Origin of the sequence: Leptospira sp. B5-022, from assembly GCF_000347035.1 — a bacterium.
Lineage (GTDB): Bacteria > Spirochaetota > Leptospiria > Leptospirales > Leptospiraceae > Leptospira_B > Leptospira_B cinconiae.
Window position 1 is genome coordinate 145,712 of the sequence record NZ_ANIJ01000032.1, and the last position, 21,742, is coordinate 167,453.

General features: G+C 43.0%; 24 protein-coding genes. 5 read left to right on the plus strand and 19 right to left on the minus strand.

Features of this window, described 5'->3' with window-relative positions:
- Positions 1 to 4 precede the first annotated feature (4 nt).
- The 14 genes from LEP1GSC192_RS14470 to rpsF form a co-directional block, all read right to left on the minus strand.
- Positions 5 to 1,093: a hypothetical protein gene (locus LEP1GSC192_RS14470; RefSeq protein ID WP_020770609.1), complete on the minus strand. Its 1,089-nt coding sequence runs from the start codon at positions 1,091 to 1,093 to the stop codon at positions 5 to 7.
- Complete coding sequence (locus LEP1GSC192_RS14475; RefSeq protein WP_020770657.1) at positions 1,090 to 2,346, minus strand: nicotinamide-nucleotide amidohydrolase family protein; 1,257 nt, start codon at positions 2,344 to 2,346, stop codon at positions 1,090 to 1,092. The genes LEP1GSC192_RS14470 and LEP1GSC192_RS14475 overlap by 4 nt, the downstream gene beginning before the upstream one ends.
- Positions 2,343 to 4,109 (minus strand): arginine--tRNA ligase, encoded by a 1,767-nt coding sequence (argS, locus tag LEP1GSC192_RS14480; RefSeq protein ID WP_020770766.1) that lies wholly within the window; start codon positions 4,107 to 4,109, stop codon positions 2,343 to 2,345. The genes LEP1GSC192_RS14475 and argS overlap by 4 nt, the downstream gene beginning before the upstream one ends.
- A 42-nt stretch (positions 4,110 to 4,151) precedes the next feature.
- Positions 4,152 to 4,382: a hypothetical protein gene (locus LEP1GSC192_RS14485; RefSeq protein WP_020770787.1), complete on the minus strand. Its 231-nt coding sequence runs from the start codon at positions 4,380 to 4,382 to the stop codon at positions 4,152 to 4,154.
- Positions 4,375 to 5,148: a DNA repair protein RecO gene (gene recO / locus LEP1GSC192_RS14490; RefSeq protein WP_020770632.1), complete on the minus strand. Its 774-nt coding sequence runs from the start codon at positions 5,146 to 5,148 to the stop codon at positions 4,375 to 4,377. The genes LEP1GSC192_RS14485 and recO overlap by 8 nt, the downstream gene beginning before the upstream one ends.
- Positions 5,121 to 5,540 carry an rRNA maturation RNase YbeY gene (gene ybeY, locus LEP1GSC192_RS14495; protein ID WP_306819219.1) on the minus strand — a complete coding sequence of 140 codons (420 nt, stop codon included), beginning with the start codon at positions 5,538 to 5,540 and terminating at the stop codon, positions 5,121 to 5,123. The genes recO and ybeY overlap by 28 nt, the downstream gene beginning before the upstream one ends.
- A gap of 64 nt (positions 5,541 to 5,604) precedes the next feature.
- Positions 5,605 to 8,013, minus strand: coding sequence for an HD family phosphohydrolase (locus tag LEP1GSC192_RS14500; protein WP_020770825.1), 2,409 nt, complete (start codon positions 8,011 to 8,013; stop codon positions 5,605 to 5,607).
- A complete protein-coding gene (locus LEP1GSC192_RS14505) occupies positions 8,013 to 8,981 on the minus strand; it encodes a PhoH family protein (RefSeq protein WP_036090330.1) in 969 nt (322 codons plus the stop codon). Before LEP1GSC192_RS14505 ends, LEP1GSC192_RS14500 begins: the two co-directional genes overlap by 1 nt.
- Before the next feature lie 4 nt (positions 8,982 to 8,985).
- A complete protein-coding gene (gene aspS, locus LEP1GSC192_RS14510; protein WP_036090417.1) occupies positions 8,986 to 10,791 on the minus strand; it encodes an aspartate--tRNA ligase in 1,806 nt (601 codons plus the stop codon).
- Positions 10,792 to 10,914: 123 nt separating this feature from the next.
- Positions 10,915 to 12,237, minus strand: a complete 1,323-nt coding sequence (gene dnaB / locus LEP1GSC192_RS14515; protein ID WP_020770672.1) for a replicative DNA helicase — start codon at positions 12,235 to 12,237, stop codon at positions 10,915 to 10,917.
- A gap of 12 nt (positions 12,238 to 12,249) precedes the next feature.
- Positions 12,250 to 12,714, minus strand: coding sequence for a 50S ribosomal protein L9 (gene rplI, locus LEP1GSC192_RS14520; protein ID WP_020770849.1), 465 nt, complete (start codon positions 12,712 to 12,714; stop codon positions 12,250 to 12,252).
- Positions 12,715 to 12,724: 10 nt separating this feature from the next.
- Entirely contained in the window at positions 12,725 to 13,039 is a 315-nt protein-coding gene (rpsR, locus tag LEP1GSC192_RS14525; RefSeq protein ID WP_020770767.1) for a 30S ribosomal protein S18, read from the minus strand.
- A gap of 14 nt (positions 13,040 to 13,053) precedes the next feature.
- Positions 13,054 to 13,494 (minus strand): single-stranded DNA-binding protein, encoded by a 441-nt coding sequence (locus LEP1GSC192_RS14530; RefSeq protein WP_020770685.1) that lies wholly within the window; start codon positions 13,492 to 13,494, stop codon positions 13,054 to 13,056.
- Entirely contained in the window at positions 13,487 to 13,762 is a 276-nt protein-coding gene (rpsF, locus tag LEP1GSC192_RS14535; protein ID WP_036090335.1) for a 30S ribosomal protein S6, read from the minus strand. Before rpsF ends, LEP1GSC192_RS14530 begins: the two co-directional genes overlap by 8 nt.
- A gap of 316 nt (positions 13,763 to 14,078) precedes the next feature.
- On the opposite strand from rpsF, the gene LEP1GSC192_RS14540 reads away from it, so the two are divergent.
- Positions 14,079 to 14,357, plus strand: a complete 279-nt coding sequence (locus LEP1GSC192_RS14540) for an antitoxin (protein WP_036090419.1) — start codon at positions 14,079 to 14,081, stop codon at positions 14,355 to 14,357.
- Positions 14,341 to 14,745, plus strand: coding sequence for a type II toxin-antitoxin system VapC family toxin (locus tag LEP1GSC192_RS14545; RefSeq protein WP_020770747.1), 405 nt, complete (start codon positions 14,341 to 14,343; stop codon positions 14,743 to 14,745). The genes LEP1GSC192_RS14540 and LEP1GSC192_RS14545 overlap by 17 nt, the downstream gene beginning before the upstream one ends.
- Here LEP1GSC192_RS14545 and LEP1GSC192_RS14550 read toward each other — a convergent pair.
- The 3 genes from LEP1GSC192_RS14550 to purU all read right to left on the minus strand — a co-directional run bounded on the left by LEP1GSC192_RS14550 (position 14,742) and on the right by purU (position 18,427).
- Positions 14,742 to 15,962, minus strand: coding sequence for a CapA family protein (locus LEP1GSC192_RS14550; RefSeq protein ID WP_020770826.1), 1,221 nt, complete (start codon positions 15,960 to 15,962; stop codon positions 14,742 to 14,744). The two genes, LEP1GSC192_RS14545 and LEP1GSC192_RS14550, sit on opposite strands and share 4 nt — an antisense overlap.
- A gap of 155 nt (positions 15,963 to 16,117) precedes the next feature.
- Positions 16,118 to 17,524, minus strand: coding sequence for a DASS family sodium-coupled anion symporter (locus tag LEP1GSC192_RS14555; RefSeq protein ID WP_020770639.1), 1,407 nt, complete (start codon positions 17,522 to 17,524; stop codon positions 16,118 to 16,120).
- Positions 17,525 to 17,563: 39 nt separating this feature from the next.
- The gene (gene purU, locus LEP1GSC192_RS14560) at positions 17,564 to 18,427 is read right to left on the minus strand and encodes a formyltetrahydrofolate deformylase (RefSeq protein ID WP_020770867.1); all 864 of its coding nucleotides are present in this window, start codon (positions 18,425 to 18,427) and stop codon (positions 17,564 to 17,566) included.
- Positions 18,428 to 18,694: 267 nt separating this feature from the next.
- Between purU and LEP1GSC192_RS14565 the strand changes: the two genes are divergently transcribed.
- From LEP1GSC192_RS14565 to LEP1GSC192_RS14575, 3 genes are all read left to right on the plus strand, one after another.
- Positions 18,695 to 19,102 carry an Hsp20/alpha crystallin family protein gene (locus LEP1GSC192_RS14565; RefSeq protein WP_020770722.1) on the plus strand — a complete coding sequence of 136 codons (408 nt, stop codon included), beginning with the start codon at positions 18,695 to 18,697 and terminating at the stop codon, positions 19,100 to 19,102.
- 10 nt (positions 19,103 to 19,112) lie between these two features.
- Positions 19,113 to 19,508, plus strand: coding sequence for an Hsp20/alpha crystallin family protein (locus LEP1GSC192_RS14570; protein WP_020770811.1), 396 nt, complete (start codon positions 19,113 to 19,115; stop codon positions 19,506 to 19,508).
- 91 nt (positions 19,509 to 19,599) lie between these two features.
- Complete coding sequence (locus LEP1GSC192_RS14575) at positions 19,600 to 19,941, plus strand: DMT family protein (RefSeq protein ID WP_052005237.1); 342 nt, start codon at positions 19,600 to 19,602, stop codon at positions 19,939 to 19,941.
- Between the two features lie 151 nt (positions 19,942 to 20,092).
- Here the strand turns inward: LEP1GSC192_RS14575 and LEP1GSC192_RS14580 are convergent, their stop codons facing one another.
- The gene (locus LEP1GSC192_RS14580; protein WP_020770758.1) at positions 20,093 to 20,701 is read right to left on the minus strand and encodes an SCO family protein; all 609 of its coding nucleotides are present in this window, start codon (positions 20,699 to 20,701) and stop codon (positions 20,093 to 20,095) included.
- Entirely contained in the window at positions 20,698 to 21,732 is a 1,035-nt protein-coding gene (locus LEP1GSC192_RS14585; RefSeq protein WP_020770599.1) for a multicopper oxidase domain-containing protein, read from the minus strand. Before LEP1GSC192_RS14585 ends, LEP1GSC192_RS14580 begins: the two co-directional genes overlap by 4 nt.
- Positions 21,733 to 21,742: the final 10 nt, after the last annotated feature.

A 21,742-nucleotide genomic window follows, 5' to 3' on the forward strand; every position in this document is an offset into this window, starting at 1 on the left:
TTTTCTATCTTACCAATTCCCTATAAAGCACGATATCGTTCCCACCTTCTAAGAATGCTTCTCCTTTGCGGCCAGAAGAATAAAAACGAAACGGCTTTTCTCCGGTGCGGATCTTCTCTTCTTTCAGGATATGGCCTTCTTCATCTAAGAAGAATAAGTTTCCTTCCCATTCACCCGCAAACCATGTTCCAGAATGGAATACAGTTTGGTAAACGGATTGAGCCTTGTTGCGTTTTTTTTCGAAAAGTATTTTTCCCGATTTGGAATATAATGTCAGTTTATCGGAAAAACCCGCTAACACTCCACCATCATCCGAAACCGCAAGATTCACTTTGTATGGTATCACTCTACCTAGATTCCATTCCTCCGATTCGGAACCGTCTCTGTCATACACTCGGATAAAGTCTCTATTGTTTTTCAGGAAATGAACTGCGAGTTTTTGACCATTCGCTGAGATAGAAAGGCTTTTTGCAAAAACAGGTTCCTTCTCCCCTAACTTAGCTTCAAAAAGTTTTTCTCCCTTTCCGTCCAAAAGGAATAATTCTCCTCCGGAAAATAAGACAGCAGTTTCTCCATTAGAAATTCCTTTAGGAGCAAAAGAGATATCGGTCAAAAATCTACCATCCAATTTTTTAGCGCCCAAAGAATTTCCGTTAATATCGGAAACCAAAACTTGGTTATTATCTCCCGACAAAAATAGGACCAAATTTCCGTCCGGATGAATACGAGGATAACTTTTATATTCTTTGGTCCAAAGAAGTTCTCCTGATTCGGAAAAGAACTCTACAGAATTTCCAATCTTTTTATACGCTAAATATCCTTTGGCTCTCAGTGGATATTCTATTCGGATGGAATCATCTGTCGGAATGGATTCACCCCAAGGAATTCTTATATATGAAGATTTCGTTTTGTATCCGTTAAGAGTTCTCTCCGCATCAAAATCGCTGCGTGGATCAGGAAAACTAGCTAACTTAGATTCTTTATTCCAATACCAAGTTTTTTGTACCGTTCTCGCAGGCTCATACGGATTTCCTAAAAAATAATAAAACCCTAAAAATAGCACAAAACTTAAGGCCAAAATTTTAGAGATCATACAAGTTTCCTCAATCGATTGTACATTAGATAAAGAGAAGTAGCGGCCACTACTTCTCGGAATAATTCTCTCTTAAAAGGGAGAAAGAGTTCCTTCACTTCCGTTTTTTCACCCTTGATATGGGTTCCTATAAATACTGTACCTACTTTTTTTGTAGGAGTTTCACCACCAGGGCCGGCGATCCCCGTGATGCTAATCGCAAGGTCTGTCCCGAGAAGCATTGCTCCCTTATCCGCCATCTCTGTTGCAGTTTCCTCACTCACCGCGCCGTGTGCCTCTAGAGTTTCCTTTTTGACCCCTACTAGATTTTCTTTGATCAAATTGGAATAGCTGACCACGGAACCTAAAAAGTATTCCGAAGAACCTGCACGGTCTGTAAGTATTTTCGCAGCGAGTCCGCCCGTACAACTTTCGATCGTTCCGATGGTGAGTTTTTTTTCCGAGAGGAGTTTAGGAAATTCCTCGAATAAGTCCCCCGTACAAAGTCCACGATATTTCTCTTTGGTCTTTTGGATGAGTTCTTGGACTAAATTTTTGTCTTCAGACTGATAAGTAACTCGTATAAATCCTTTTTTGGCGGCAACGCCCCAGACTGCTTTTCCATTCTTCAAAGGCTCGATATCTATTATAAATTCCTGTTGGAATAAGGACTCGCTCATTCCCCAGATAAATAAAAAATCGGAATATAGTTCACCAGAATGGAATTGTTTCTGGATCAGGGGAACTAATTCCTCTTTGAACATGGTCACCATCTCGGATGGGACTCCGGGCATGCAGGCCAGGTACGCTCCCGGTTGGAGCTCCGACCAAAATCCCGGAGCAATTCCTACGGAGTTATTCAGAGCGGTGGAATTAGAAGGAATGGAAACCTGGCGTAATGCCGTGGTTAACGCCTCTTGGAATCCTTTTCCGCGAAGACGATATAATGCTTGGAGCCTATCATGGGCCTTTTCATTTAGCACTGGTTGAGAAGAAGTAAGTTCGCATACTACTTCTAAAGTATAATCGTCTTCAGTAGGTCCAAGACCACCGGTCATCACAAGAAGGACCGGATTTTCTTTCGAAGCTCCAAGAGCCAAATTTTGTAATTCTTTTCGGATCAGTTTAGGATCGTCGGGTAATACCAGGAATTTTTCAGTAGAATATCCGAGTCCAAAGAGTTCGTTTGCGATCCAGGACGAATTCGTATCTTGGCTTCTTCCTGCAGTCAGCTCCGAACCCGTGGAAATGACAGTGACCCTAGGAGAATTCACTCTTCTTTCTCCAATCTTTCGGGGGCGGAAACTCCAAGTAGAGCCAAACCTTCGGCCAGTACGACACGCACAGCTTGGCAAATCCTTGCCAGTCCGAGTCTTGTAGACTCATCGGCATCTTTCAGCCTATTGTTCTTTGCGATATAGAATTGCGTAAAAGCTCTTGCTAGATTTTGGAGATAATTCGCGATCCGATGCGGTTCCAAGGTGGCCGCGGCATCCAAAACCTCTTCCGGAAAACGAGAGATCCAGAAAAGAAGTCGTTTTCTCTCTTCCGTCATTTCAAGATTTTCTAATGCGTTTGCATCCGAGTTATTCCCTACTTCCCTGAAGATGGAACAAACTCTCGCATGAGCATATTGTAAATAAAATACGGGATTTTTATCCGATTCGTCCTTTGCCAGATCTAGATCGAAATCCAACGGGGAATCCAAGGATCTCATCGTGAAAAAATAGCGTGCAACATCCTTGGCATGTTTTCCCAAATATCCGAGCAGATCTTCCATTGTTTGGAATTCTCCCGCACGTTTGCTCATCTTCATCTTCTGGCCGGCCATAAGAAGATTCACTTGTTGGGCGATGATCACTTGGAAATTTTCCTTAGGATAACCTAACGCCTGAACAGCACCCGCAAGTCTTGCGATATATCCGTGATGGTCCGGTCCCCATATATCTATGATCTTCTCGTAACCTCTGGAAATTTTATCATTATGATAAGCTATGTCTGCGAGAAGGTATGTAGGACGTCCATCATCCCGAACAACCACACGATTTTTATCGTCTCCATAATCCTCTGATTTAAAGACCTGTTTCCCTTCTTGTTCAAAAACTTTGCCGGACTTTTTTAGGTTTTCGAGCACTCCTAAAACTTTTCCAGATTCGTGAAGTGTGGTTTCCGAAAAAAATCGATCGAAGTTTACTCCGAATAGATCCAGATCTTTTTTTTGCCAGACCAAATTAGATTCGACTGTCCAACGGGAACATTTTTCCGCAAGAGCGGAATATTCCTTTTTTTCCAGATGGGACTTGATCTCTTTTTCCCTATGGCGATTTTCTAATAATTGTTTAGCGATGATCTTAAGGTAATCTCCCCTATATCCCTCCGCTGGGATCACATTGTCGGAAAGTAACTCTTCAATGGATCTTCCATCCTCAGCATTCTCTTGGATGGAAGAAGATTCTCCCAGAGCCTCTCTAATACGCACCATTGTGGAAACACCAAGCAAAAACACCTGGTTCCCGTAATCGTTCACGTAAAATTCCTTATCCACCGAATGTCCGACTGCTTTAAGCAGATTGGCGAAGGCTTCTCCGGTAGCCGCAGCTCTTGCGGATACGATATTCAAAGGTCCGGTCGGATTCGCGCTTACGAATTCCAAATTTATTTTTTTCGGATTTTTTAATTTAGGAAATAGTTCTTTTTTCTGGACCGTGTTTTCTAGGAAACGGATGAGGAAGGAAGGAGAGATCCTAAAATTCACGAAGCCCGGAGGAGTAAAATCCACCTTCTCGAATAGATCCGTTCTTGTTTGCAGATAACCTACCAGAAGTGCTGCCGAATCCAAAGGTTTTTTAGCTAAAAGTTTGGAATTTTCCAAAGCAAAAGAAGTGGAATAATCTCCAAAGGATTCCTCTCTGGAATATTCTATTCGGATCCTAAGATCGGAAAAAGAAACGTTAGACGCTTCCTTTTCGCAATAGAGTTTTACTCCTTCCTTTAAAGCTTCTAAAACGAGTTGTTTAAGAGTATCCGTTTCTTTCATTCTATCTTTTGCAGTAGTTCCTATTTTTTAGGGGACATCATCTCAATCCGGAAACAATCTCTTGCTTCCGATCAATTTCCAACTTTTATCCAGGGCCCCAAGGACCAGATTTTTCTCCCTGAGGATACATTCAAGATATTGGCACCTGGAAACCTCGGTTATTACGGGACGAGGTGGAAAATCCTTTTTCCCCCATCTTTCCTGAAGAACGATCAGAAAAATCAGACCCACAGTATAGATCATTAAAAATGCGGTTTTAAAAAGTTTATCCAAGATTTTCCCCTAAGGATTCGTACAACATAGGTTCCGATTTGAGTCTTTTTCCAAGAAGCGGTTTTAAGGCCCGGTTGCTTAAGCTATCCGCCTCCTTCAGGAGTTCAAGGGAAATCTTTTTGTCCTTTAGGTCCCTGTATCTTAAGGCAAGGCAATCTTGGACGAATAATACGAGTCCAAACTTGTCCGGTTTAGGAGTTCCGCATTCCCCGCATACGATCTCGAAATGTGTCTCGTCCAAACTGCAGGATTGTATCTCCGAGAGATTTTTTCCACAGCTTGCACATTCCATCTCCTTTGATAAAAACCCGCCCACATACAATAGTTTGAGCTTGAAAAAAGGCAAAAACACTGGTTTATAACCGTCTTCATCCAATTCTTTTAAGGCACCCAGAAGAAGTTTATATTCCATCGGGTGAGAGCCTCCTTCCGTTAAAAAAGAAGAAACTAATTCCACTAGATACGAAACCAAAACGGTTCCTGAATACCCTGTTTTTGCCTTATCGAATCTTCTGACTAAACCAATCTCTTTTACGTTAAAGGTCTCCCGTCCTTGTGTGAAATAATAATCTAAGACCGTTAATGATCCTGGTTCCACTGCTGCAATGGGTCTTGTTTTACTTTTTTTGATCCCTTTGACTCGAAAACTTCCCACTTCTCCATCTTCCGGCAGAAGTCTCAAGAATGCGTCTCCTTCGGGGAGGATACGGCTTTCCATGACGATACCGGTGGTTTTTCTTAAGGCCCCAGGATTAGATCCAGACATAGATCCTCTTTCTCCTTCATTAGAGCCTCGTCTTTTTCTCCTCGTTCATGATCGTAACCGATCAAATGTAAAAAACCATGCACGAATAATCTGAAAAATTCATCTTCTTCACTATGACCTATACTTTTTGCTTGGGTCTTACAAGTATCCCAAGAGATCACGATCTCTCCTAGGCTTAAGATAGGACCGAAGTTTTCTTTTTTCCGGGGGGGAAGTTCCCAAGGAGTCAGATCAAAAGTTAATGGGAACGAAAGAACGTCCGTTGCGTAATCTTTTCCTCTGCGGACCCGATTTAATTCGCGAATCGATTCGTCATCGGTCAAAACCAAGGAAAGATCGGTATTTACATTAGGAAAAGAGAATGCACTTAAAATTTTCCAACGAGATTCCAATGCGGGTTTAGATAACCAAGAAGGAAGCGAATTCGGATCGAAATCCGAAGAGAACTCGAACAAATTAGTGGCTCTTTGGGGCCTGTTTCCCCAAGATATTTTTATTCTTCTCCTCTAAGGCTTTTGTATCCTCAGGTTTAGGATATTTAGGTCGAGAGTGAAGACTAGAAAGAAGAACTTCCTTAAAGGAAGATTTTACAACTTCCAGATCTCCTAATGTAAGTCCGCATTCGTCCAATTGGTTTTCCGCCAACTTGCCGTTTACGATCTTAGTGATAAGAGCGTCTAAAGATTCGGGTGTCACTTCTTCCAAGGATCTACTCGCAGCCTCCAAGCTGTCCGCAATCATGACGATCGCAGTTTCTTTTCTCTGAGGTTTCGGTCCCGGATATTGAAAGTCCGCTTTTTTGAGTTTCTTCTTCTGAGAGGGAGAAAGTTCCGCAAGCGCCTTATGATAAAAGAAAGCCATGGTAGAAGTTCCATGATGTTCCGGAATAAAATCGATCACTTCCCGCGGAAGCCTAGCCTTCTTAGCCATCTCGATGCCGTCCAAAACATGATCAATGACTATCTTTGCCGCTTTTGCAGGATTATTCTTATCGATGTTTTCCTTTTTAGGGATCAAATGCTGGTTCTCTACGAAAAATCCTGCATTCGGGATCTTACCTATATCGTGAAAATACACACCCACTCTAGTCAATAGCCAATCTAATTCCAAGTTTTGAGCCGCTCTTTCCGACATAGCAGCCACTAAAAAAGTATGAGTATAAGTAGAAGGTGCCTTGGTCAGTAAATCCTGCAGTAACGGGTGTCCTGTATCCGCAAGTTCCATCAGCTTAAATCTTGTAGGTATATTGAATACATACTCGTAAATAGGAAGAAGCAGCTGGGTCAATGTGGAACAGACAAACCCATTCACTAAACATAATAAATATAACCTGAATATATTCGATTCCCAAAGATCTCTCAAATGAGAGCCGGAAGGAACCGCTACCCAATAATTCCTGGAATCGAACAGGTACCCGGAAGATGAGATGAGCATCTGGACCAAGGCCATATAGAACCCGGCCTTGATAAAATCGATCCTCTTTCTCATCTTTCTTCCGTAAGTGGCGGCAACCACTGTCATTACGAAAGCAAGAATGAAAGAAGTAGGATTATATCTCGAAGCGGCAAACACAAAGAACGAAAGGAAAAACCCGATCGCGATCGATAATTGTTCGTCATAGATCATGGATAGGATCAAACAAACCATTCCTGTCGGTATCACCAGCGCGAAATAAAAGACGGAATCGTAACTATTCTCAAAACTAAAAAAAGCCTTGGAAGCTAAATACGTCCAGAGCACCAAAGACCAGATTAACGTGAACACGATCACGTTACTCGATACGTCGTTCAATCGTTTCGGATTGTATTTCTTCAAAAACGCGTATACGATAATTACAAAAATGGATTGAATGAGAAGAATAGAAATGATGGACGCAATGTTTGCTCGAGTGGCGTATCTATTCACTATCAGCAATTTCTTATAAATATCCGGAGTAATGATCTCCCCGGCCTTGACGATGGTTTCTCCCGCATTGATCCTACTACTCACAGGCTCGGTTCTGTCCATAACGGCTTGTTTTTGGTTTTTGGTTTCTTCCGCGTTGTAAGTACAAGCGGGGTTCGAATACACATAAGTCAGCGCGAGTTTTTGGATAACGGAAAGAAGCTGAGGATCCGTGGCCTGTAATTTTTCCGCGGCCAAACGGTTGAGAATTTCTACCGTAGCGCTGTCTCTATAGAGATACATACGAGGAATTACAAGAGTTCCTTCTACCGAAGAGATCTGCTCCTTATTCCCGCTTGCGCCTGAATTGCGGATCCGAGCTTCTGCGGAACGGATAGCGGAATAATCCGCCGGTTGGTCTCTTAAAATACAAAAATTAGAAAAAACTAAATTACTATATTGTTGGACTAGATCCCTGACCCTTGACTTGCCCGGGGTTTTGAGCAGAAGTTCCAGCTCTTCTTTGGATCTATTCTTCCATCTAGGAACCGCGGCCAATAATTCCGCGGAAGTTTTCACTTCTCCCGTTGGCTTCGGTTCCCTATATTTCTCCATATCCTCTTGGATCGCAGGGCGAATTACATCGGTTAAAACCCGATAATCTCGATCAAAAAAATTCGGAGCGGATTGAAAGGCTTTCAGCCTTTTTGCTCTCGTTTTTTCTTCGTCTTCATAAACTATATCTTTGGTGGAAACTACCTTATCCAAAGCATTCTTGCCTTCCGAATAAGGACCATCCTGAGAAAGATTAATTTTGTCCTGACCGAAAAACGGGATCGCAAGCATCCAGGTCACGATGATCAAAGTGATCGCCGTGAGAATTACCTGGAATTTTCTCACGAAAGAAATCGGACGGATCTTGGTCAGGGTATCCGTGATCCAAGCCATTCCTCTTTCTAAAAGTGATCCCAAGGGAAACATTACAATTCCTCGAACTTCCTCACGATGGTTTCAACCAGAGGGTGTCTCGTGATATCTTCTTTTCCGAAAAACACCTGGCCAATTCCTTCGGTCTGTCTGAACAAGCTTACCACACGATCGAATCCGGATCTACCATGTTCTAAGTCGATTTGGGTCACATCCCCCGAGATACACATCCTAGAATTGCGGCCCAAACGGGTCATAATCATCTTTAACTGAGCAAGAGTACAGTTTTGGGCCTCGTCCAAAATGATAAAACTTTTGGAGAGAGTCCTTCCTCTCATAAATGCGACCGGTGCAATCTCTATTTTAGTAAGTGCGATATACTCTTGGGTCTTTTCGAAACCGATACATTCGTTCAAAGCATCATAAACGGGACGAAGATACGGATCCACCTTTTGGTTCAAATCCCCAGGTAAAAAACCGAGATTTTCTCCCGCTTCGACCGCCGGCCTTGTTAAAACGATCTTATCCACGATCCCATTCTGTAAAAACCTGCAAGCCATTGCTACTGATAGGAATGTTTTACCTGTTCCCGCAGGACCGATCCCGAAAGTGATCAGATTATTTAAGAAAGATTGAATATACTTTTCCTGGTTTTTAGTCCTGGAATAAAGATGTTTTCCCTTGTAAGTGGTAAGTATCTTTTCAGTGGGTTTGAAAGGCTCGTCGTCGGATTTACGCTCTTCCTTCTTTTTTTCCCGAGTGGCTTGTTTAAGAAGATAACCGAAATCGAAGGAATCCGTAAAATCCCGATCCGGTCTGTCCCGATAATTGGTTTCCAATAATCTGAAAAAATCCAGAGCGAAATCCACCTTTGTAGGGATTCCTTCCACTTGGAAACCGTTGCCCCTTGGGATCAGATCGATCTCCAATTGTTTTTCCAAATTTCTGACACCCGTATCGTTGATCCCGCAGATCTTACGATACAAGTCCTGGTTTTCGAAAGTAAATTGTTCTTTCCTGATATGATTAAACCTTTATCAACCTAAGCTTCAATTCTTGGAGCTGTTTCTCTTCCACTTCAGACGGACATTCGCTCATTAAACAAACGCCCTTCTGGGTTTTAGGGAATGCAATCACGTCTCGGATGGACTTTCCGCCGGTCAAGAGCATCAAGATCCGGTCTATTCCGAAAGCAATCCCTCCATGAGGAGGAGCCCCATATTCCAGGGCCTCTAATAAGAAGCCGAATTTTTCTTTAGCTTCCTCCGGCCCAATCCCTAAAGTGGAGAAGACTCGATTCTGCACATCTTTGGAATGGATACGAATGGAACCTCCACCGATCTCCACACCATTTAGCACCAGATCGTATGCCTTTGCGAGCGCATTTCCCGCTTCTTTTTGGAGTCTTTCCTCGGAAGAAAAAATTTCCAAACTAGAATCTCCCGGAGAAGTGAACGGGTGATGTAAGGAATCCCAGCGTTTGCTGTCCTTGTTCCACTCGAACATCGGAAAGTCCACGATCCAGGAAATATGAAAGCTTCCTTCTGCAGGTTTGTCAAATCTTTCCGAAAGTTTCAAACGTAATGCGCCTAAAGAATGGTTTACGATCTCCCTTTCGTCCGCTCCGAAAAAGACCATATCCCCCTCTTTCGAACCGACTGCGCTTGCGATCTTGGAAAGAGCTTCCGGAGTAAATCGTTTTGTAATCGTGGATTCTAGTCCTTCTGCCCCGTGTTTCATGTAGGCAAGGCCTTTCGCTTTATAATCTCTGTTCAACCAAGCAGTCAGGTCTTCGATCTCTTTTCTGGAGATCACCGAACCTCCCGGAACACAAACCGCCTTTACGACTCCACCGTTCGCAACCGCTCCTGCAAACACCTGGAAATCGGAATCTTTTACGATCTCGGAAACATCTACCAGTTTCATTCCGAAACGGAGGTCCGGTTTGTCGGAACCGTATTCTTCCATAGCTTGTCTATAAGGCATTCTGGAAAATGGACCCTTGAGATCTAGACTGAACACATCCTTCATCACTTGGGAAAAAAGACCTTCTATTTCGGAAAGGATCTCTTCTTGGGAAACAAAGGAGAATTCCATATCCAACTGAGTGAATTCAGGTTGTCTGTCCGCCCTCAAGTCCTCGTCACGGAAACATTTTACGATCTGGAAATATCTCTCCATTCCTCCCACCATCAGGATCTGTTTGAAGATCTGAGGAGATTGAGGAAGAGCATAGAATGAATTCGGGTTTAAGCGAGAAGGTACCAAAAAGTCGCGTGCACCCTCCGGAGTCGACTTGTTCAGGATCGGAGTCTCGATCTCCACAAATTTACGTGAGTTTAGATAATTACGAATTGCAAATACGAACTCATGGCGTTTTAACATTCTGTTTTTAAGTTCGTCTCTTCTGAAATCCAGGTATCTGTATTTGAGTCGGTTCTCTTCCGAGATCTCTTCGAACTCATCCAAGGAAAATGGAGGAGTTTTTGCTTGGTTCAGAATAATCAGATGTTCCGCTACGAGCTCGATCGTCCCGGTTTTCATCTTGGGGTTGATACTTTCCGCATCACGTTTTTTCAATTTTCCTTGGACAGCAATCACATATTCGGAGCGGATCCTTTCCGCTGCCGCAAAGTTTTCTCCCAAGATTTCTTTACGTAGCACTACTTGGAGTATTCCGGTCCTGTCTCGGAGATCCACGAAGATGACCCCGCCTTGGTCCCGGAATCGGAAAGACCAGCCAAATAGAGTGAGAGTTTTTCCTTCTTGTGCTTCGGACGTTTCTCCCGCCCAGGCTCTTGCTTTATAACCTTCTAAAATCCAATCTTCCAAAGAATCCAGTTCCTTAATTTGTATTATAAAAGCTCGTTCCAAAACTTCTTTCCGGAACGGACAAAATCCGAGCCATCATTTCGATTAATAAAGACGGCCCAGTAGAAATCCGGCCTTGCCGGACTACACGTTATCAAATCTGGAAAGTTCAGGTCGGAAGGCAAGTGGAAAAGAACCGGTTGGACCGGACCTGTTTTTAGCGATGATGATCTCCGCCATCCCTTTCATTCTAGGATCTTCCTCTTCGTCCTTTCCTTTCTCTCCCCGGTAGATGAATGTAACAATATCCGCATCCTGCTCGATCGCGCCGGACTCCCTTAAGTCGGCAAGCTGAGGTCTTTGGTCCTTGGATCTCTGTTCGATGGATCGGTTCATCTGAGAAAGTGCGATCACGGGACATCTTGCTTCTTTTGCCATCTGCTTGAGTGCCCTGGAAATCGAAGACACCTCTTGTTGCCTTCCCCCGTCCCTGTTTTTGGGATCGTTCATGAGCTGCAGGTAGTCCACGATGATAAGGCCAAGAGTTTCATTGGTGAGAAGTTTACGTACCCGTCCCTTAAAATCGTCCACACTCAAGGCTCCGGAGTCATCGATATATAGGGGAGAAGAAGTTACCTTGATAATTGCATCGATTAGTTTGGGGGCATCCGACTTGGTCACTTCGGAACGTTTTAATTTATTGGATTCCACCTGAGCATAAGAACAAACCAGTTTGAGTAGAAGTTCCATTCGACTCATTTCTAAGGAGAAGATGACCACAGGTCGGTTATGGATCAAAGCCACATTGGATGCGATATTCAAGGCCAAGGTAGTCTTACCGTTACCCGGCCTCGCGGCTAGGACCATCATCTCGTATTCTTTTAAGCCGGAAGTCATCTCATCGAACTGGGTAAAATTCGTCCGGAGGCCTTTGATCTGACCTCTACTCTCCATGATATCTTTGATATATTCGGAAAGTGCGGCCTTATCCTGAGAAACAGGAAGAAGTCCTTTTACATCCGCAGATCTGGAGACCTCGGTAAGGCTCTGTTCGATTTGGTTGAAAACGGATTCGTTTTCGCCCGGTTCTTTCTGGATCAGCTCCAGGGCGTTCATTAATAATTTAGAATATTTTCTTCTTTCGGAAAGACGTTTGATCCTTTCCGCATAATAACCCAAAGGATGGGAAACTACGGAATCCTTATAGAGGGAGTAAATATATTCGTATTCCCTTTCAGGATCTTTGAGAAGAGAGTTTTCTTTTAAGAAGTTTAGAACGGAGACCGGATCGACAGCGGTCCTTTTGTCCACAAGGTCCAGAATTGCCTTGTAAATCCTTCTATTTGTATCTTGGTAAAAATCCTCAGGAACGAGGGGAATATCGATTAGATTATCCGCTCCTTTAAGAAGCAGAAACCCGAGAAAAGATTTCTCGGATTCCAATTCAAACAAGGAGTCGGATTGCATTCTTGTTCCGGGTTACGCTTCGGTAGAAACGACTTCCTCTTTCTTCACATGTACAGTGATAGTCGGGAGGATACCTTCTGCAAGACGCACTTTTAATTTATAGGAACCTAGGTTACGGATAGGCTCTGGGAATTCGATCTTACGCTTGTCTACTTCGAATCCCGCGGTTTTTAACAAAGCTGCCACATCAGCAGGAGTTACCGCTCCAAAAAGTTTATCCCCGCCTCCGGTTTTAACGGAAATTTCGAATTCTTTTCCGTTCAATCCGCTCGATACGGATTCCATATCTTTTTTGCGTTTTTCTTTTTTGAGATCCGCAAGTTTCTTCTGGTGAAGAGCCATTTTGGTCTTTCCTTCGGAAGCTCTTACAGCGAGTCTTTGAGGGAAAAGAAAATTACGAGCGAAACCGTCGGCAACTTCCTTTACATCTCCCGCATCTCCTAAGTTAGAAACATCTTTTTGTAATATTACTCTCATTTGTTTCTCCTTAGTTTACTTTGAACGGTAGAAGACCGATGCTGCGCGCCTTGCGGATTTCTCTTGCAAGGATCCTTTGATACTTTGCAGAAGTCCCGGTGATCCTTCTTGGAATGATCTTACCGCGGTTGGTGATGAATCTTTCCAAAAGTTCGGTGTTCTTATAATTGATCTGCTTAGCAAGTTCAGGGTCTGCTGTGAAACGGCAAACTTTCTTCTTGTACTTGTTTTGTTTTTTTGGAGGGCGTCCTCCTTCTTGGTCTAGAGGTATGCCCTCAGCAGTCATTTCCTGCTTTAATTCTTCTTGTATTTCGTTATCTGACATGATTGTTGTCCTCGTTAAAAAGGTATATCGTCGTCCATTCCCGGGCTTCCCATATCATCTTGTGCAGATGAATAAGAAGAAGCTCCGCTACTTGCGGAAGAGCCGTACTCCCCGCCTCCATTCTCCCTAGCACCGCCTATCATCTGAAAATTTTCCACGACGATACGAATGCGGGAAGCCTTCTTGCCTTCCATGGTTTCCCAGGTATCCTGCTTCAGGCGTCCCTCGATCACGAGTTGTTTTCCTTTCTTGCAGTATTGCTGGATGATATCCGCGCCTTTTCCCCAAGCCTCGCAGTCGAAAAAATGAGTTTCCTCTTTTTTCTCTCCGCCGGTTACATACGTGCGACCGTTCGCTAAAGAAAAATTCACAAGGGAAGTCCCGTTTACGGTTTTAAATTCCGGATCACGGGTCAGGCGCCCAACAAGGGTCACCCGATTGATATCGTTAGCCATTGAGGCGGACGATCATAGAGCGAAGTAAATTTTGGTTCAGACCAAAGTCCCGCTCTACCTTTTCTAAGGCGGATTGTTCTGCATTCACTTTGAAGTGAGTGAATATTCCGTAGTCTTGGTGTTGGATCGGATGCCAAAGTTTTTTTTGACCCCAATCTTCTTCTGCGGTCACGTTGATGGAATGCTTCTTGAAGATCTCAAGGACTTCAGTTTTAGCAATATCCTTCGCGGTAGAACGCGTGATTGTAGTAATCTCGTAGTTTCTCAAAAGTTTCTCCTATGGGAAATGCCCGTCTGCGTTGTTGCGGCGAGCAGAAGAACCGGATTTTGTCCTATTTTCGGCTTTAGGGGCAAGGGGTCAAGTGGAATAGAATTGGGCGTCTTAGCTCCCAAAAATGTGCTAAGGCGTAATTGGAATGAATATTCCAAAGTCTTTCTCTATTTCTAATTTTCATCTTCTGAATGCATTCTTTGATTCTCCAAAACACGAAGGAATCTATTTTCTACCATATGACTCTATATTTCATGAATTTTGCTTGCGATTTCATGAAACTAAACCTACCATTTTCTGGGAGGTCCAGAATATGGCAAACTTACAAGTCAGGGACATAGACGATAGGCTCTACGAAGCATTAAAAAGGAGAGCAGAAATGGAACACAGATCCGTAAGCCAAGAAGTAGTTCTTATGATCGAAAACTATCTAGCACATGACAATAAAGAATCGGAACGTAAGACCTTAGGTTTCTTAGAGCTATCAGGTTCCTGGATGGATGATAGAAGTCCCGACCAGATCGTTCAGGACATACGTTCCTCTAGAACCAAGAACAGCTTAGGAAAGGATGCAGATGAGCTATTTGATTGATACGGATATCATCATTTATAGCTTAAAGGAAGATCCGATTGTTCTGCAAAATTTTTTGAACCGCAAAAACTCCATCAAATCGATCTCTGTAATCACCTATGGGGAATTGATTTTTGGAGCCCAGAAATCCTCCTATAAGGAAAAAAATCTAGCTACAGTTCGAAGGATTGCGGAACTTTTTCCGGTGATCCAATTGACCGAAGGAATCATGGAAACGTACGGAGAACTCAAAGCTATCCAACAGAAAAAAGGAAACTCCATAGAGGATTTTGACCTGCTCATCGGTTCCACAGCCTTGTATTTGAATTATTCCTTAGTTACGAATAACGAAAAACATTTCCAAAAAATTCCAGGACTGAGGATCGAAAACTGGGCCTACCTAGCTTAGTCCAGTTCCACCCAACCTCTGTCTTCTTCGATCCGAACCCTAGTGCCCAGGTCTTGGGAAAGGACCGCGATTTCTTTTAAAAAATCCTGAGCTTCTTTTCCTTCTAACGGTCTGACTAAATGGTCCTCGTTTTGGAATTTTCCGAAAATAGGAACAAGCTCAATATTGATCAATTTATTTCTTTTGATATGGAGTATTACGATTAAGTTATGATTTAAGTAGGCGTTCCTACTTCCGAAGATCAGATTTCCCAAAGAATAGAATACGATCGTATTTCCTATCTTTTCGATACCTTGAGGAATATGCGGATGATGCCCTACGATAATATCCAATCCCCCGTCGGCCAAGGTCTTTGCGATCTTTCTCTGCTCGATCGTCGGAAAAGGAGAATATTCCACTCCCCAATGGAGAGAAAGTATCCTAAATTGTTTTCCGGGAGAAACAGGTTTCGATTTTTTATCTCCTTTAGAATTTTTAGATCCGTTCCGCACTGAATTCGGTTGGGATTTTTCTAGCTGGAACTTTTTCAAGATCAGCTCCGGATCCAAAGGCATAACACCTGGGCTTTGACCGGCGTAATGGGATCTGCCTTCCGCTACATTAGTGGCGGAATAAATTCTGAGATTCGTATCCTTCCCTTCCCAAATCCAAGGACGAAACGCGAATTCTAAATTTTTTCCGGCACCAATAGAAGCGATTTTTCTTTCCCCTAAAAATTTAAGAGTTTCTTCCAAACCTTCAGGACCATGATCCATTGCGTGATTATTCCCAAGGGAAACAAGATCCACTCCTAAAAAGCTCATACTTTCGAGATCGGATTCTTTTGCTTGGAAGACGTAAGCCTTACCATGGTCCCAACTTTTTTCGGAAACCACCGGTGTTTCTAAATTTAAAATTCTTAGGTCTGCACTTTCAAAAACGGATTTTAAACCTTTTACCGGAGCCAATTCTCCTTTCGCCTTGATCGTGTCCCGGATCCCCCAGTTAAACATCACATCCCCGCCTATGAGGACTTTTACTATTTCGGGATCTTCTTCTTTTCCGAAAAATTTTCCTATTCGGGTTTCGATCGTATCTACGATGTTTGATTGTATTTCAGGAGGTTTTTCGGAGCCGGAAGGACTTTCCGGAACTCCTGCACAGTAAAGCGAGAGTAAAAACGGAATACGGAAAAGGACCCGAATCGAGAGAACGAAGTGTTTTCGAAAAAACCGCATCTTTCCAGACAGTTTTTAGATATGTTTTTATTTAGGAAATAAATAATAAAAAAGAAAGAAAACTTTCAAGGTGTAGAACGGATAAAAATCCAAAGACAAAATAGTAAATATTTGATCCGAATTCGGAACATTTTACAGGTACTTTTTAAGATCTATTATTTGAAAATTAAAAATCCAAAAAGGACCAAAACAAGTCCCAAGATCCCTATCTTCACCCCGACTCCGGCCATGTCCTTGATCTCAAAACCTCCCACTGCGTAGGCAACGGCATTCGGAGGAGTGGAGACAGGTAAGGACATTGCCAAAGAAGCGCCTAACGCAGACCCTAAAACCAATTGAATCGTATAGGATTCATTTCCGGGAAGTAACAAATTGGCAACCGGAAGCGCTAAAGGAACCAGAAGATTTGCGGTAGCGGTATTGGATAGGAATGTGGAAAGAAAAAGCCCGACAGAGAAGAAGATCCCTAATACCCAGAGACTTTCTCCAGGTCCGGCTTGATTGCCAATCAATTCCCCGAACCAAATCCCTGCTCCACTTTTTTCTATCCCGGTTCCGAGAGCAATCCCGCCGGCTACTAAGATCAACACATCCCATTCCAAAGATCGTAAATCATTGGTTTCTAATATTCCGAACGCGGTAAAAAGAAGGAGTGGGATTAGTGCCACTACCCCAGCCGGGATCCCATGAAAAGACTCCGTCAACCATAGAAACACCGTTGCCAAAAATCCGAACAAAACGAATCTCAATCTTTTTTCGGCCCCTTCTTCCGAGATTGTTTCGTAACGAAGAGAAAGACTTAAACCCTCACTCGCCGGAAAAGTCCGAAGAAGCCAAAACCATGCCGCAAAAAGTAGAATGATCAAAAGTGGGACCGCAACTAGCATCCAAGTCCCGAAAGAAATATATTCTCCGTATCCTTGGTTCTTTAAATTTGCAAATGCGATCACGTTCGGAGGGGAACCGATCGGAGTTCCGATCCCCCCTAAGTTCGCGGCAAACGGAATTCCGATCAATACCGCTTTTCTAAATTTTTCGTCCTTGTCCAAAACCATGAGCAAAGGAAATACCAATGCGATCATCAAAGATGCAGTGGCGGTATTACTCATCCAAAGCGAGATAGTTGCGGTTATACACATTAGCCCGAGTAAAACATATTTTGGAGAAGTCCCAAAATAAGGAAGGACACGATTTGCCAACCAACGATCCACCCCTACTTTTACACAGGCCTTAGCTAAAGCAAAACTTCCCAAGAACAAGATCACTGCCGAATCCGCAAGAGATGCCAAAAATACGCTCGGAGTGGTCGGTTTTCCCGGACCTGAATATTCTTTTAAAAATTCCCATTTACCCGGATTGGAAAAAAGAATGATCTCGGAAAATATGATCAAAATAGAGGTCGCATGCCCAGGAATTATTTCAAAGATCCATAATCCTGCCGCGATCAGAAAAATAGAAAACATTCCAGCGACCGAAGGCGGAACATATCCGTAGAATGAAAATAGGATAGGAACAAAGGAAAGTAGTATGGAAAAAATAATGCCGACGTATTTTAACTTCATATATATTCTAAATAATTAATATTCAGGACCGGATCCGTTTTATTCGAAAATAATAGTCCTGTTCTGGAAGATCATAACCCTGTCTTCCAAAAGTAAACGTAAAGCCTTGGACAAAACCACCTTCTCCAGATCCCTCCCGTACAAGACCAGACGTTCCGGAGAATAACCATGGTCCACATGACAAACGTCTTGGACTAGGATCGGACCCTCGTCCAAATTTTCGGTCACAATATGAGCGGTTCCTCCTATAATCTTGACTCCGCGCTTATATGCTTGCTCGTACGGCTTTGCTCCTACGAATGCAGGCAAGAACGAATGATGGATATTTAATATACGATGTTCCCATTTTTTTACGAATTCCGGAGTGAGTATCCTCATATATTTCGCAAGTACGATCCAATCCGGTTGAAGTCTCTTTAAATAAGAATCCAATTCTTTTTCATGTTCTTCTCGACTAACTGCTTCGCTGGAAATATGATAAAATGGAAGTTTAAAGTCCCGGACCAGATCCCCTAAAATTTCGTGATTAGAAACCACACCCAAAAGTTCCATGGGTAATTCCCCGTATCTCCAGCGTAGAAGAATATCCCCCAAACAATGAGGCTCTTTCGTGGCAAGTAAAACCACTTTAGGAAGTTTAGGATTAGATAGAGTAAGTTCCGAATCTTTCGGAAGTATTTTTGCAAGTTCGGAGAGTAACCCCTCTTCTTGATTGCTGTCCTCGAGAGAGTATTCCGTTCTCATAAAAAATACTTTTTCCAGCGGCTCTACGAATTCCTGGTTTCCGACAATATTGGCTCCAATATTTGCCAAAAATCCCGTGATCCTATGGATCAACCCCGCCTCGTCTTTACAGCGGATCAAAAGTACTCTATTTTTTTTCAGAATGGGCTCCGAGTTCAAAATTTCTCCTTTCCGGATCGAAAGAATCGTCTAGGACGTCTAAAACTTCGGCTAATCTTTCTTCCAAACCGGAAAAGGAATATCTTCTTTTTTCCTCTAAGAATGCTGTTTTGGACCAAAATTGCCCTGGGCTTTAAGGAGAAAGGCCCTTCCCCCCTCATTAGCACTCAGGATAAAAAAGTGCTAATTTTCCCAAAAAATAATTGAAACTTTTTACGATTTTGGCACTCTATATATGTAAGTGCTAAATAAGCCCAGGAGGCAAAAATGAGACACCCAAACTTTTTTAGCGAAGTAAGAAGAATTCAAAATAGATTCCATAATTTATTCGATCCAGTCTGGGAAGGCGGGCAAGTATATCCTGCGTTAAATGTTTATACGGACCAGGACAAGATCACCGTAACTGCCGAGGTTCCAGGCCTTTCTCCGGAAGATCTGGACATCACTGTGGCTCATAACCTTCTCACAATCTCAGGTGAATGGAAGGAATACACACAAGACAAACCTCGCCGGATAGAAAGAGCAAAAGGCAAATTCCAACGTAGACTGGAACTGCCGGTTGCAGTAGACTCCGAGAAGGTAGAGGCGACCGTAAAAGACGGAGTTTTAACCTTAGTTCTTCCAATTCTCGAGAGTGAAAAACCAAGAAAGATAAGGATCGAAGCAAAAGCTTAAGGAGAAAAAGATGAGCATCTCAGAATTACTAAAAACAGAAGATAAAGCGGTCACAGAACAGGAAAAAAACCAAAGACCTAGACCGACCTTCACTCCTTCTACGGATCTATATTCGAATGAAGAGGCACATACGTTGGTCTTGGATCTTCCAGGCGTAAAGGAATCCGACCTGGAAATTTCCTTGGAGAAGGACGAGCTCAGAATCTCTGCGAAGACTAGCGTTTCCGAACCGAATGGAAACTTAAGATATTCGGAATATGGGACCGGAGATTATAAAAGGACCTTCGTATTATCCGAACCCGTGGACGAAGATAAAATTTCTGCAGTCCTTCAAAACGGTGTTTTGAGGCTAAAACTGCCTAGAAAGAAACCTTTGAGCAAAAAGATAGAAGTAAAAACTCAATAATTGTTTTTCAGCAAATCCTTACTTGTCAGCCGGACTCTTTCAGTCCGGTTTTTTTTTGCCTCCATTCATCCGTTCGGTTTTTCTGGACTTTATGAGGACTTTTTTATTACTCACATTCTCCAATTTATTCATGACCTTTGCCTGGTACGGTCATTTAAAATTTTTCAAGGACTTCCCCATTTGGAAAACAATCCTGATCTCTTGGGCGATTGCGTTTTTGGAATATTGTCTCATGGTCCCGGCAAATCGTATAGGCTATGCGGAAGACGGTTTAAGCGGTTTCCAACTTAAGATATTACAAGAGGTGATCACGATCACAATTTTTGTGGGATTTGCGATTTTGGTGTTAAAAGAAAGAATGAAATGGAATCACGCAGTCAGCTTCTCCCTAGTAATCCTTGCAGTTGTATTCGCTTTTTATGATAAAGAATAATTGTTTCGCAGAGACGCCACCGAGAACACAGAAAATACTATTCTATTTTATTAATAAACCGGAATAGAATCTATAGTCCGTCCCAAAACTTGGACTAACTTTTAATACCTGACTTCAGGCTTAAAGAGCCTGGCCATTTGGGGACAAGCTTTTATAATAACTCACTGATTTCCTTGGCTAATTCTTCTCCTTTGATCCCGGTTGGGTAAGCTCTTAGGATATTTCCGGTTCTATCAACGAGATATATAAATAAGGTATGATCCATTCCATATTCACCGTTCCCTTGCGGAATTTGGGTCTTCTGGGAGAATACTCCAAAACCTTTCTGCAAAGTACTGATCTGGTCTTTTCCGCCGGTTAAAGCTACGAGTTCTTTTCCGGGAAAATGAGAAATATATTTTCGTAAAACTTCCGGAGTATCCCTTTCCGGATCGATCGTGATAAAGACTGGAGTAATGTCTTTAGAATCTTCTTTTAAAACCGTAAATGCGTTCTCTATATCATTCAAAGCCATAGGACACATATCGGGACAATGGGAAAATCCGAAATAAACAACGAACAATTTCCCGGGCAATTCGGATGGCCTGACAGAATTTCCTTCCGTATCTTTTAGAATGGCGGTTTTCCATTCCACAACAGGAGCCTCGGATGCGAATCGAGAAGAAGGTTTCTTCTTCATATAAAAACCCACACCAAAACCGACCCCAAGGATAAATAAAGAATAAATTATGTTTTTATAATTCGTTTTAAAAAAATTCATACCGCTACGATCCAACCCATTGCCCCTCTGTCAGCCATATGGGTCTGGTGAGGATGGAACATATACCTTCCCCTTTTAGTGAGAGTAAATTCCACGATCGCTCTTTCCGTCTGCCCCAGAGTGATCACATCGGTATGTTCATCCGGCACAAGTTTAGTCCCGGTCCTATACACATCGAATGTTTGGGAATGAAGATGAAAAGAAGCTATAGGATCATGTTCCGTCATATTCGCGATGTACAATCTTACTTTTTTTCCCACGGGGACCTTGATCGGAAAACGGTCATAAAATCCAGCAATACCGTTCCAAGCATAGATATCGTTTCTTCCGGACTCGTTCAGATCCCAACCAGCAAGGATCAACATGAACTCCAAAGCAGGAGGTCTTCCACCTGGAGGATCGACTATAAATCCTCCATAAAGGCCCTTCGACATATGGCTCGCTAAAGGAGGAACGTGACAATGATACGGATGAAAACCGATCGGACCTGCAGTAATTTTATACACTCTTTCCGCACCCGGAGCGATCGGCTCCCAACCGTCTTGCCCGGGATCATGCGTCCCATGAAAATGGACGGAGTGAGGATGATTGGAATGATTCCTAAAGAGCAATTCCATTTCCTGACCAAGTCTTGCACGGATCACTTTCCCCGGAACAACGCCGTCGAAAGTCCAAGCGTCCACCACAGTGTTATGAGCGACAGTCAATGGCATTTCTATAATATTCACTTCGGAACGAAATTTGGGACCGGAAGGAGCTTGCGGGATCGAACTATGTAATTCCATCCGAGATAAGAACGTGTAGTCCGCGAACATTGGTGGGTGGATCATACTTCCGTAGGAATTCCCCCCTATGGATCCAGGAAGCCGGATAGAAGGATTCGGTGAAGTGGATGCCGGTCCCGGAACGGAAGCCCCGGTCCTACAAAGCGGATCTTCTTTTTTACCCGAGGTAATTCCGGCAATCCCGGTCCCCGCAGCGAGTCCGGCACCGCCAATTCCTAACCAACGAAGGAATTCCTTCCGATTCATATTAAATTCC